Origin of the sequence: Limosilactobacillus secundus (assembly GCF_020784695.1) — a bacterium.
Classification (GTDB): domain Bacteria; phylum Bacillota; class Bacilli; order Lactobacillales; family Lactobacillaceae; genus Limosilactobacillus; species Limosilactobacillus reuteri_F.
This window is the reverse complement of the sequence record NZ_JAJGUA010000022.1, coordinates 1-12,446: the sequence shown is the minus strand read 5'-3', so window position 1 is coordinate 12,446 and position 12,446 is coordinate 1. Positions and strand designations below refer to the sequence as shown.

Sequence of the window (12,446 nt, the reverse complement as noted above, 5' to 3'; positions counted from 1 at the left end):
GTTACTTATCTTAACATCGCAGCCACATTAGTTTAAATTATTTGTTTTTTTCTTCGTTCAATTGCTTTAATAAAATTCCCACCGTATTTACTAGTTCCTCTTGTTTAACTTCAACAGTTTCACCAGTTTTACGGATTTTAATTTCAACAATACCATCTTGCGCTTTCTTACCAACAGTAACCCGAATTGGAATACCAATCAAGTCTGAATCAGCAAATTTAACCCCTGCTCGTTCTTTCCGGTCATCTACTAATACCTCATAACCAGCTTCAGTTAATTGTTGATCAATCTTATCAGCCATTGCCATTTGGTCTTCTTTCTTCGCATTAACTGGAATGACGTGAACATCAAATGGAGCAATACTATCAGGCCATACAAGACCATTTTCATCAGCATTTTGTTCTGCAACAGCTGACAATAAACGGGTTACACCAATCCCATAGCTTCCCATGATTACGTCTGTCAAGCGACCATTGCTATCAAGGACTTGGGCACCAAGTTTGCTTGAGTAATGAGTACCTAGCTTAAAGATATGACCAATTTCAATTCCGGGAGTAAATTTAAGTGGTTGACCATCAGGAGCAATTTCGCCTTCTTTAACATTCCGGAAATCACCAAACTGATCAACGCGGAAGTCGCGATCAATATTAGCGTTAACATAGTGGTAACCATCTTCATTGGCACCACATGCCATGTTAACTAAGACCTTAACATAATTATCAGCAAGAATTTTTACTTCTTCGCCTACTCCGACAGGTCCTAATGATCCAGGATGAGCATTGAGGTACTTTTCGGCATCTTCTTCTGTAGCTAATTCAAGTTCTTCACAATCAAGAGCATTTGTTACCTTTGCTTCATTAACTTCATCATCGCCGCGCATTAAGACTAAGACTGGTTGGTATTCATCTTCGCTCATTTTAGCAATGTAAAGCATTGATTTAATAACTTGATTAGGATCAAGATCTAAACTTTCCGCAGCTTCATCCACTGTATGAGCACCCGGAGTAGCCTGCTTCTCGATTGGTGCAGGAGCTGCTGTTTGTTGTACACCAGTAAATTTACTTTCAGCTTTCTCAATATTAGCAGCGTAATCCCCATCAGTATAAGCGATTATATCTTCCCCTACTTCAGCAGGTGCAGAGAATTCTTGTGAGTTCTTACCACCCATGGTTCCCGAATCAGCGAGAATAACTTTATAGTTTAAGCCAATCCGATCAAAAATATTTCGGTAAGCCTTTGCTTGATTATTGTAGGCTTCGTCTAATCCTTCTTGATCTGCTGAGAAAGAGTAACCGTCAAGCATTTCAAATTCTTTTCCACGTAGAATGCCGTAACGAGGACGATCTTCATCACGAAACTTATCTTGTAATTGATAAACTACTAATGGAAGTTTCTTGTACGATTTAATACTATCACGCAATACTTCAGTAAAGGTTTCTTCATGAGTTGGGCCCAAAATAAAGTCACGGTCACGACGATCTTTAAGTTTGAAAAGATTATCACCATAGCTTTCGTAACGACCAGATTCCTTCCACAAATCAGCTGGAAGGAGTCCCGGCATAAGCATTTCAACCGCTCCCGCCTTATCCATTTCATCACGAATAATATTTTCTACTTTTCGAATAACCCGGTAAGCTAACGGTAAATATGACCATACCCCCGCGGATACTTGGTAAATGTAGCCGGCACGAATCATCATCTTATGACTTAAGGCTTCCGCATCACTTGGGGCCTCTTTTTTTGTTGGAATTAATACCTTTGACTGTTTCATTAAAAAATATACTCCTTTGTTTTTTAATTACCGAATAAAATATCTTTGAATATCGTTCCATGTTACTAAAACCATAAGTGTTAGTAAGATTAGGAAACCAATCATTGTGATAATTCCCTCAGCTTTTTCAGGAATTGGTCGCCGAATGATCGCTTCAACAATATTCAATAACAATTTTCCGCCATCCAATGCTGGAATTGGTAATAAGTTAACAATTCCTAAGTTGATTGATAAGAGGGCTAAGAAATTTAAAACTCCATTGATTCCCAATGAAGTGGCTTGCGATGTCCCTGCATAAATTGCTACCGGTCCACCAAGGTCATTTAAGCTAAACCCATGGGTAACCATGTGGCCAAGAACACTAAAGATTAATGTTCCCGCTTGGATAAATTGTTGCCATCCAAACTTCAGACGCGTAGCTAAACTCTTTTCTTGCTTTTCGACAATTCCAATTTGACCAACTTTTTGATGGCCTCGCTCAACTGCTTTTGGTGTTAGCTTAGTATGATAAGTTTTATTACCACGTTCATACGTTACTGACACTGTCTTATTAGGCTTATTTGAAATGTTAGTTGAAAGGTCAGTCCAATTATTTATTTTTTGGTTGTTAATCTTAACAATCCGATCATTTGCTTTTAAGCCCGCTTTGGCAGCTACGGAACCTGCGTTAACTTGCCCTAATTGATTACTATTAGTTGGTACACCCGTTAAAGTGAAACCAAGAATGATAAATACTACTAAGGACAAAATGAAATTATTCATTGGACCAGCAAAATTGGTCATCATCCGGGCAGGAAGACTTGCTGAACGAAATTGCACATCACGTGGAGCAATTTGCACCTCGGTTCCGTCTCGCTCAATAATCCTTGCATCATGGTCAACACTATATACCTTCAGCTGATCTTCGTCCCCATTGACATATCCTTTTATCCATAAGCCATCTTCTAAATCACAAGCAACTAGTTGAAGAGGAATCCCCTGAAATAAGGTTGTTTTATCACTAGCATTAATACTAATAACTTTATCTTGATCATTTAGCTGAATTGTTAGAGGGGTACCTGGCTTTAACTCATCTTGGTCCTCATCATCAGCACCAGCCAACCGAACATAACCACCGAGGGGCAAGATTCGAATAGTATAGGTAGTACCATTTTTCCGTTTCCACCAAATTTTTGGACCCATTCCTATTGAAAATTCACGAACCAAAATTCCTGCTCGTTTAGCAAAATAATAATGACCATATTCATGAACAAGGACAAGGATTCCAAAAACAATAATAAATGTAATAATTGTTATTATCAAAAAATCTCTTCCTTACGTTTGATTAAATGATCCCTAATAAATGAAGCATTGGCATAACAATTAGCATACTATCAAACCGATCTAAGATTCCACCATGGCCTGGAAGAATTTTTCCTGAATCCTTTACACCATAGTAGCGTTTTAATGATGATTCGATTAAGTCACCAAATTGACCGAAGATTGAAAGAATCAAAGTAACGAATATCATTGTTACCCAACCTGCACCAACAGGAATAAAGTAGCAATAAATAGTCAAAATAATAACAGCAGCTAATGTACCACCAATTGAACCTTCCCAAGTTTTATTAGGACTAATCTTAGGAGCAAGTTTATTTTTACCGATTTTTCGGCCAATTAAATATGCTCCACTATCTGTAATCCAAACGATTAGCATTCCATATAATAGCGTTTGAAAATTGATTGCCCGAGCAGCAATAAAGTAGCGAAATCCCATTCCAATATAGAGCATTGCTAATGTTAAAACCCCAGCATCATCGAAAGTAAAGCGTTGTTTTCGAATAACTGTATGTAATAGAAGTAAAACAACTAAAATATAGAATCCGAACCATCGAGTTGCAACACTGGGTAAGAAGTCAAGCCAGCTATCTGGCAATATTAATAAAGCAACCCCCAGATAACTGATCAAAGCTTCAAATGAAATTACAAACATTTTTTTCATTACCAATATTTCTGACATTGCAACCATTCCTAAGGCAACTGCTGCAATTGTTAATGGCCAATGACCATATATAATAAGCGGTATAAAGATTGCAAGTGCAATTACCGCGGTCGTTATTCTTGTTTTCAAAACAAAATCCCCTTATTATTTATTGATTTTTTAGCCCACCGAACCGCCGATGCCGTCCTTGATAGGCAATTATCGCTGATCGCAATGAGTCTTCATCAAAGTCTGGCCAGTGTTCTGGAACAAACTCCAATTCACTATAAGCAATTTGCCACAGCATAAAGTTACTAATCCGCTCTTCGCCACTTGTTCTGATTAGCAGATCAGGGTCCGCAAATGGCCCCAATTTTGCCGACATTAAGTACTTGCCAAAGGAAGCTTCATCAATATCCGCAATTGCCAAGTTCCCATTTTGAATGTCTTCTGCAATCTTTTTAGCAGCTTGAGTGATCTCATCTCGACTCCCATAGTTCAAAGCAAAGTTGAGAATCATTCCTGTACAGTGAGCTGTATCAGCCATTGCATCTTTAACAGCTTTTTGTGTGGCTTCAGGTAATTGCGTAATATCTCCCATTACCGTCACCTTAACATTATGTTTGATAAGATCTGGAACAAATGTTGAGAAGAAGCGGACAGGCAACTGCATTAAATAACTTACCTCTGAAGAAGGACGTTTCCAGTTTTCGGTTGAAAAAGCATATAATGATAAGACTTTTACCCCTAATTCACTAGCAGCAATTGTAATCTTTTTTACTGTTTGCATTCCTTGCTTATGACCAGCAACTCGTGGAAGGTGTCGTTTCTGCGCCCACCTGCCATTACCGTCCATAATAATTGCAATATGGTTAGGAATACGTTCCATATCAAGTTGCTGATTTATTTCATCATGTTTACTTTTGGAAAACACTAATTGTTCCTCCATTTTTATCATGTACTTAAGATTAATTACAGACATTTATTAAAAATTCACGTCTGCCAATTAATTATAGCTTTTATTATACCAGAGGCAAATTTCGATTTGTCAATCCACAGTAAATTGTTACATAGTTTTATCATAACAATTCAATTTTAGCCAAAATAAAAAGGTTGTGGACTTACGCAAAGTTCACAACCTTTTTATTTCTGAAAACTAGCCTTCCATTAATTCCTTTTCTTTTGCATTTGCAATATCTTCAAGGTTCTTAATTCCAGCATCTGTTTCGTTTTGAACTTTCTTTTCAAGATCATGGAATTCATCATCATTAAAGTCGCCGTTCTTGTTACCCTTCTTTAAGTCATCCATCGCTTCACGACGAACGTTTCGAACTGCAACTTTTGCCTTTTCTAATTCAGCTTTAACGTCCTTTACTAATTCTTTCCGCCGATCTTCAGTTAATTGTGGAATGATTAAGCGAATTGAGCTTCCGTCGTTTTGAGGAGTTAATCCTAAATTAGATGCATAGATTGCTTTTTCAATTTCTTCAAGCACGCTCTCATCATAAGGAGTGATTAATAATTGTCGTGCTTCTGGAATTGTGATTGATGCAACTTGATTTAATGGAGTTGGAGCTCCGTAATATTCAACTTTAATAGAATTTAATAAACTTGCATTGGCTTGACCAGCACGAATATCAGCAAGTGTCCGTTGAAGTGCATCACCTGATTTTGCCATTTTTTGTTTGGCATCATTTAAAATTTCTTTTCCTGTAGCCATATTATCAGTCTCCTTCAATTGTTGTACCAACTTCTTGACCAGTTACTACTTTCATAATATTGCCTGATGTGTTCAAGTTGAAGACTACCAATGGAATATGATTGTCCATCGATAGTGAACTAGCAGTAGTATCCATTACATGTAAATTCTTTTCAATGATATCCATATGGGTTAAATGATCAAACTTAGTAGCATCCTTAACTTTATTTGGATCAGCTGAGTAAACACCGTCAACCCCATTTTTACCCATTAAAATGGCATCAGCGTTGATTTCTGCTGCTCGTAATGCGGCAGTAGTATCAGTTGAGAAGTAAGGACTTCCTGTTCCACCAGCAAAAATAACGATTCGATCTTTCTCTAAATGACGAATAGCTTTCCGCCGAATATATGGTTCAGCAATTTGCCGCATTTCAATTGAAGTTTGTACCCGGGTAGGAACACCAATTGATTCAAGCGCATCTTGAAGTGACAAGGCATTCATAATGGTTGCCAACATTCCAATGTAGTCAGCTTGCGCACGTTCCATCCCTAATTCAGCACCAGTAACACCACGCCACATGTTACCACCACCAACAACGATGGCAATTTGAACGCCCAAATCATGAACTTCTTTTAATTCCTTAGCTACATCTTTTAAAACGGGAGGGTTGATTCCAAAACCCTTGTCACCAGCTAATGCTTCTCCACTGAGCTTTAAAATTACTCGCTTATATTTAATATCTGCCATACGATATCCTCCTTGAATTTGCAAGTTAATTTTTAAAAAAGGACGCACTACATTGAGTACGTCCTCCTTTTGACCGAACGCTTAGTTCATTTGGTCCTTAACTTCTTGAGCAAAGTCATCTTGCTTTTTTTCGATTCCTTCACCGACTTCGTAACGAATGAAGGACTTCAACTTACCATTCTTACTTGAAACATATTGTTCAACAGTTTGGTCAGAGTCCTTAACAAAGTCTTGATCTGCTAAACAAATTTGTGAAAGGAACTTGTTCAAACGACCTTCAACAATCTTGTCAACGATCTTTTCAGGCTTTCCTTCGTTTAAAGTTTCTTCCTTGAAGATAGCACGTTCATGGTCAAGACGTTCTTGAGAAACATCATCACGAGTCATGAATTCAGGGTTGATAGCTGCAACGTGCATTGCAACGTCTTTAGCAGTGGCATCATCAGCACCTTCTAAGACAACCAATGCAGCAATTTGACCACCTTGGTGTAAGTATGCTCCAAAGCTATCGCCGTCATCCTTTTCTACAACAGTAAACCGACGAAGGCTAACCTTTTCACCAGTTTTTTGTGTAGTACTGATAATATCATCATTTAATGTGCCATTTTCAGTCTTGATTTCTAATGCTTCTTCAACATTAGCAGGCTTGTTTTCACTAATTAACTTAGTAACCTTCTTCAATAAGTCCTTAAATGGTTCACTAGCAGCAACGAAATCAGTTTCTGAATTCAATTCAACGATTGCAGCTGTATTACCATTAACAGCAATATCAGCTAATCCTTCAGCTGCAACACGGTCACTCTTCTTGGCTGCCTTAGCAATACCCTTTTCACGAAGGTAGTCCATTGCTTTGTCCATGTCACCATCACTAGCAACTAATGCCTTCTTAGCATCCATGATACCGGCACCGGACTTTTTACGTAATTGCATAACTTGAGCAGCTTTAATTTCAGCCATGACGAAATCTCTCCTTTTATAATCTTTTTTGAAAAAGGGCTGTTTAGTACTTAGGCCAGAATGGTCCGTACAAAACAGCCCAAGAATTTAATGATTTTAGTCTTCTTTACCTTCAACGCTGTTCTTCAAGTTCTTTAATGAATCTTCGCTAACAGTTTCGTTAGTAGCGTTATCATCAGCAGTTTCTTGTTGAGCATCGTCTTGACCTTGCTTACCTTCAACAAAAGCATCAGCCATCTTTGAAGTGATTAAGCGAACGGCACGGATAGCATCATCGTTTGATGGGATAACGTAATCAATGTCGTCTGGGTCAGTATTAGTATCAACCATAGCTACGATTGGAATGTGTAACTTTTGAGCTTCCTTAACAGCGATTTGTTCCTTGTGAGGATCAACAATGAACATAACATCTGGAATCCGTGGCATATCTTCAATACCACCAAGGAAACGTTCAAGCTTTTCACGTTGCTTAGTTAAAACAGCAACTTCCTTCTTAGGAAGAACATCAAATGTACCGTCTTCGCTCATCTTCTTAAGTTCCTTCAAACGAGCAATCCGTGATTGGATAGTCTTCCAGTTGGTCAAAGTACCACCTAACCAACGGTGGTTAACGTAGTATTGACCTGCACGAGTAGCTTCTTCTTCAATAGCATCTTGAGCTTGCTTTTTTGTACCAACAAATAAAGCAACACCATCGTTAGCAGCAACATCCTTCATGTAGTTGTAAGCAGTATCAATTAACTTAACAGTCTTTTGTAAGTCAATGATGTAAATACCGTTACGTTCAGTAAAGATGTATTCTTCCATCTTTGGGTTCCAACGACGAGTTTGGTGACCAAAGTGGACACCGGCTTCAAGCAATTGCTTCATAGATACAACAGACATAAATATACCTCCAAATTGTTTTTCCTCCCCAGTCTTCTTCTGGCAATGGGACTATTTAAGCACCCTCACCACCATCATTCTGGGTGTGAAATTGGCGCGTAACACCGAAATATAGTATACAAAAAACCTTGCAAACTGACAAGGTTTTTCACTTAACTTATTTTAAAATTTAACTAGTTTATCTGAGGTGCCAGTTTTAATCAAATCTAGATTGGCAGACAAACTCATCTTAACCATATTTTTAATTGCTTGATCAGTATAGAAAGCAATGTGGGGTGTGATTAAAACATTTGGCCGATCAACTAAATCCTTAAATTCATCATAATCGACTTCTTGGAAATCAATTTGCTGGTTAAAAATCTTGGTTTCGCCAGTCATTACGTCTAGAGCAGCTCCTCCGACTTTACCGCTATTCAACGCTTCGATCAATGCTTTTTCATCGACTAATGGTCCACGTGCAGTGTTAACCAGTAAGACCCCGTCCTGCATCATTGCAAATGTTTTTTCATTAAGCATTTTATCTGTTGCTGGAACATGAGGCAAATAAAGCGAAATAACTGTTGCCCGTTTATATAATTCATCAAGGCTAACGTATTCAACAATTCCTTCTAGTTCCTTATTTTGATGACGGCTATATGCAATCACTTTTGCACCAAAACCAGCAAAGATTTTAGCGGCTGTGGATCCAATGTTTCCTGTTCCAACTATCCCGACAACCTGCTTATTCATTTCCTTAGCAATATGTGGTGCCCAGTTATAATCTCCTTTCGCTAATTTTAAATAAAATTCTTTTGTTCGACGTAAAAGGTTAAGCGCTTGAGTAACTGAAAATTCAGCAATCGCAGCTGGGGAATAAACCGGTACATTGGTAATTTGGAAACCAAGTTCTCGCGCTAATTCATGGTTAAGATTATCGACCCCAACATTTCGCAATGACATCTTTGTAATGCCATTAAGCGCTAATTGACGTAAGGCCTCATCTGAATAAGGCTTTTGCTGGAATACTACTACTCCATCGCTTCCTTTAGACAAATTGACTGTGCTTTCATCTAAAAGTTTCGTTGTTGAGTCGACAGTTACTTCAGGATGTTCCTCTTGCCATTCCTTAATGTAAGGAACTTCATCCTGATAAACACCATACACATAAATTTTCATCTTAATTCCTCCATAGTTTTAACAAATTGACACCGTGGTCTAGTAAAAATTTTTCTTTTTGGCGGCGAGTTTGATGTTTAAAATAATATTCCGCACTCAAGGCATCATGCTTTGATTCAAATTCTTCTGAATAAATAAGCTTTAGCGGATGACGCTTTTTCACACGAGTATATTTTGCCCCTTGATAAGTCTGATGGGTATGAAAGCGCCGTTTAACATTGTTGGTAAAACCACAATAAAAGCTATTATCCGCGCAATACAATACATAAATATAGTATTTCTCACTTGCCATATAATAACTCCTGAACCGCTGGAGTATACTCGTTATCCGCTCCATGAACAATCAATGGTGGTACTACTTTTACTCCTCCAGGCCGGCCATCCTTAATCACTTCAAGCAACAAAATATTCGCATCACGATCAGGTTTAGGATGAATAAATTGAATTCTTTTAGGTGCTAATCTATTTTCCTGACACACTTGTAAAATCTCACCTAAACGATCTGGACGATGTACAAGATACCCATGACCATTCATTTTTAATAAACCACTCATCTTTTGAATAACCGTCACTAAATCGGTTGCTATTTCATGACGAGCAATCGCTAAAGCTTTATTTGGATTTTTCTGGCTTTGGGCTGTAACTGGGAAATAAGGAGGATTACAAAGGACAATATCAATCGAATCCTTAGAAATATAATCATTAACGTTAGCAATATCAGCATTAATGACGGTATATCGATCTTGTAAATCATTTAGCAAAATTGTCCGTTTAGCCATATCAGCAATTTGTGGTTGTAATTCAACTTCAGTAAATGTTCCACCAAGCTTATTGTGGAGAAAAATGCCGATTGCCCCATTTCCAGCGCATAAATCAACAATTTTCAATTTCTGTCGATGATTGGGACGCACGAAATTTGCTAATAAGACCGCATCTAATGAAAAAGCAAAATAATGGGGATTTTGGATTATCCTTACATCCTGACTATATAACTGATCAATTCTTTCATTTTTTTTAAGAATATTTCTATTTTCCATTATGCCCTCCATTATTTTTTGTACTTGCAAGATCCACTTTTTTTCGTCATACTGAGGAACGAAAACTTAATTTTGTTATAGATTGGAAGATTGACATGTTGTACACTTTTCTCGTTAAAATCGTTAATCCATTTTTAAATTTGATTAACGGGCGACCTAAAATATACAATCGGGAAAATATCCCTGAAGGCAATTATATTATTATTGCACCTCATCGTACTTGGATGGATCCTGTCTTACTAGCGCTTGCCGTATGGCCAAAAAAATTTAGCTTCATGGCTAAAAAAGAACTTTTTAAGAATCCAATTGCTAGCAAATTCTTAAAAGCGTTAAATGCCTATCCAGTTGATCGGAAAAATCCTGGTCCGTCTGCTATTAAAAAGCCGGTTACAATTTTAAAGAAAACTGACTTATCGACCATTATTTTCCCTAGCGGCTCACGCTACTCATCTAAATTAAAAGGCGGGGCCACCGTGATCGCTAAAATGGCAAACGTCCCCTTAGTTCCTGCTGTTTACCAGGGACCTCTAAAATTTGGCCAGCTATTTACTCGTAAGCCGCGCCAAATTGCATTTGGGAAGCCTATTTATATTGACCGAAAGCAACGGCTCACCCCCGAAGTACAGGCTGATTTAGAAAAGCAAATGCAAGACGCTTTTGACCAATTAGATAGACAAATTGATCCCAATTATAAATATATTGTTCCTCCAAAGCCGAAGAATGACGAATTTTAATTTCCAATATAAAAGGATGTGATAATTATCACATCCTTTTATATTATTTACGATTCGACTTTTTAGCTTGTGCTTTCATCGCTTGCATCATTTGATGTAATTTACGACTTGATGGTTTTTGTCCCATTTGAAGCATCATCGTCCGCAGCATCTCTTCCGAAATCGGTGGATTATTGCGGAGGTAGTTTTCCATGTATTTACGTGCACCAAAGAAGCCGATAACCAAACCGACTAATAATGCAAGAATCATTAGCATGATCGTCATACCCACAATTACTCCCTCCTTTGCTCGTTACCTATCCATCTTACACGAAAGAGCAATTTTTGAAAAGAGCAAATCACTGTTAATCGTCACGAAGTCCTTTTTTACGTTGAATTTCACGAACCTTTTCAGGAGTAACCTCTTTCCCTTCTTTATCAAAGATCCGCATCATTTCAATATTACTACGCATCGCTTCTCTAAAGTTCTTTAGATATTCCTTACGTAATCGATCTCGTTCCTTAGTTTCTTCTTCAGTTAAGCCTTCTTCTTTATTCTTATGAGCAAGCTCATTAATCCGCTTTAATAAAGCATCTTGTTCTTTTGATTCAGCCATTATAGTCATCTCCTTAGTAAAGTCGATTTTACTTATTTTATAAAATTAATGCAAATCACGAACGTACGTTTGAAATATGCATCTATCTATGATAAGCTTAACACAATTAATGATAATGAGGTGTCAATATGGCAAAGGTAGCAAAAAATAAACAAATGGCCGTCCTAAATTATATTCATAAACAAGTTGAAGATCATGGCTATCCACCGACTGTTCGCGAAATTTGTAGTGCTGTTGGATTGTCTTCAACTTCAACAGTCCATGGACACATCTCTCGCTTAATTGAACAAGGATTCTTACAAAAAGATCCTTCTAAGCCTCGAGCACTTGAGATTACATCCAAAGGGCTTGATATTTTAGGTGTAAAACCGATTCAAAAAGAAATCCCAATGCTTGGTGTTGTTACAGCTGGACAACCAATTTTAGCAGTCGAAAATGCTACTGAGTTTTTCCCGATACCTCCTTCTATTCAAGATAATAATGATTTGTTTATGCTTACCATTCGTGGAACCAGTATGATTAAAGCAGGGATTTTTAATGGCGATCAAGTAATTGTACGTAAACAATCCACAGCTAAAAATGGTGATATCGTTATTGCAATGAACGATGATAATGAGGCTACTTGTAAACGATTCTATAAAGAAAAAACACGTTTTCGTTTACAGCCAGAAAATGATACGATGGAGCCAATCTTCTTAGACAATGTGAAAATCCTTGGTAAAGTGGTGGGACTATTTCGTGATCATATTTTCTAAGCCTAATAAAAAGAGTCCAAAAAGGGCTCTTTTTTATTAATGTCTTTAGGCCTGGTTGAGTGCGCGAGCAGAGCGAGTGCACGAAACAAAAAACCACCTGCTATGCGGGTGGGCGATAAAAATTATATAAAAAGGCCTCTTTTGCCTTA

15 protein-coding genes are annotated in these 12,446 nt (G+C 37.7%); 2 read left to right on the top strand and 13 right to left on the bottom strand.

Annotated features, from left to right (window positions below):
* Positions 1-37 precede the first annotated feature (37 nt).
* The 11 genes from LMB57_RS00600 to LMB57_RS00550 form a co-directional block, all read right to left on the bottom strand.
* Positions 38-1,771, bottom strand: coding sequence for a proline--tRNA ligase (locus tag LMB57_RS00600; RefSeq protein WP_229272182.1), 1,734 nt, complete (start codon positions 1,769-1,771; stop codon positions 38-40).
* Between the two features lie 27 nt (positions 1,772-1,798).
* Entirely contained in the window at positions 1,799-3,073 is a 1,275-nt protein-coding gene (rseP, locus tag LMB57_RS00595; RefSeq protein ID WP_229272183.1) for an RIP metalloprotease RseP, read from the bottom strand.
* Between the two features lie 22 nt (positions 3,074-3,095).
* Positions 3,096-3,881, bottom strand: a complete 786-nt coding sequence (locus LMB57_RS00590; protein ID WP_229272184.1) for a phosphatidate cytidylyltransferase — start codon at positions 3,879-3,881, stop codon at positions 3,096-3,098.
* A 19-nt stretch (positions 3,882-3,900) separates the two neighbouring features.
* The gene (locus tag LMB57_RS00585; RefSeq protein ID WP_267493707.1) at positions 3,901-4,680 is read right to left on the bottom strand and encodes an isoprenyl transferase; all 780 of its coding nucleotides are present in this window, start codon (positions 4,678-4,680) and stop codon (positions 3,901-3,903) included.
* Positions 4,681-4,887: 207 nt separating this feature from the next.
* A complete protein-coding gene (frr, locus tag LMB57_RS00580) occupies positions 4,888-5,451 on the bottom strand; it encodes a ribosome recycling factor (RefSeq protein ID WP_229272185.1) in 564 nt (187 codons plus the stop codon).
* A gap of 4 nt (positions 5,452-5,455) precedes the next feature.
* On the bottom strand, positions 5,456-6,178 hold the full coding sequence (gene pyrH, locus LMB57_RS00575) for a UMP kinase (RefSeq protein ID WP_003666862.1): 723 nt from the start codon (positions 6,176-6,178) through the stop codon (positions 5,456-5,458).
* 81 nt (positions 6,179-6,259) lie between these two features.
* On the bottom strand, positions 6,260-7,135 hold the full coding sequence (gene tsf, locus LMB57_RS00570) for a translation elongation factor Ts (RefSeq protein WP_003666861.1): 876 nt from the start codon (positions 7,133-7,135) through the stop codon (positions 6,260-6,262).
* Positions 7,136-7,231: 96 nt separating this feature from the next.
* The gene (gene rpsB / locus LMB57_RS00565; RefSeq protein ID WP_228341929.1) at positions 7,232-8,020 is read right to left on the bottom strand and encodes a 30S ribosomal protein S2; all 789 of its coding nucleotides are present in this window, start codon (positions 8,018-8,020) and stop codon (positions 7,232-7,234) included.
* Positions 8,021-8,182: 162 nt separating this feature from the next.
* Positions 8,183-9,175 (bottom strand): D-2-hydroxyacid dehydrogenase, encoded by a 993-nt coding sequence (locus tag LMB57_RS00560; protein ID WP_229272186.1) that lies wholly within the window; start codon positions 9,173-9,175, stop codon positions 8,183-8,185.
* A gap of 1 nt (position 9,176) precedes the next feature.
* Positions 9,177-9,467: a GIY-YIG nuclease family protein gene (locus LMB57_RS00555; RefSeq protein WP_229272187.1), complete on the bottom strand. Its 291-nt coding sequence runs from the start codon at positions 9,465-9,467 to the stop codon at positions 9,177-9,179.
* Positions 9,457-10,212 (bottom strand): tRNA1(Val) (adenine(37)-N6)-methyltransferase, encoded by a 756-nt coding sequence (locus LMB57_RS00550; protein WP_229272188.1) that lies wholly within the window; start codon positions 10,210-10,212, stop codon positions 9,457-9,459. Before LMB57_RS00550 ends, LMB57_RS00555 begins: the two co-directional genes overlap by 11 nt.
* Positions 10,213-10,307: 95 nt before the next feature.
* On the opposite strand from LMB57_RS00550, the gene LMB57_RS00545 reads away from it, so the two are divergent.
* The gene (locus LMB57_RS00545; RefSeq protein ID WP_003668200.1) at positions 10,308-10,946 is read left to right on the top strand and encodes a lysophospholipid acyltransferase family protein; all 639 of its coding nucleotides are present in this window, start codon (positions 10,308-10,310) and stop codon (positions 10,944-10,946) included.
* A gap of 43 nt (positions 10,947-10,989) precedes the next feature.
* Here the strand turns inward: LMB57_RS00545 and LMB57_RS00540 are convergent, their stop codons facing one another.
* Both LMB57_RS00540 and LMB57_RS00535 read right to left on the bottom strand, forming a co-directional pair.
* Positions 10,990-11,217 carry a YneF family protein gene (locus LMB57_RS00540; RefSeq protein ID WP_003666855.1) on the bottom strand — a complete coding sequence of 76 codons (228 nt, stop codon included), beginning with the start codon at positions 11,215-11,217 and terminating at the stop codon, positions 10,990-10,992.
* A 73-nt stretch (positions 11,218-11,290) separates the two neighbouring features.
* Positions 11,291-11,542, bottom strand: a complete 252-nt coding sequence (locus LMB57_RS00535; RefSeq protein ID WP_003674333.1) for a DUF896 domain-containing protein — start codon at positions 11,540-11,542, stop codon at positions 11,291-11,293.
* Between the two features lie 128 nt (positions 11,543-11,670).
* Here LMB57_RS00535 and lexA point away from each other — a divergent pair, with 128 nt between their 5' ends.
* The gene (gene lexA, locus LMB57_RS00530; protein ID WP_003674334.1) at positions 11,671-12,297 is read left to right on the top strand and encodes a transcriptional repressor LexA; all 627 of its coding nucleotides are present in this window, start codon (positions 11,671-11,673) and stop codon (positions 12,295-12,297) included.
* Positions 12,298-12,446 lie beyond the last annotated feature (149 nt).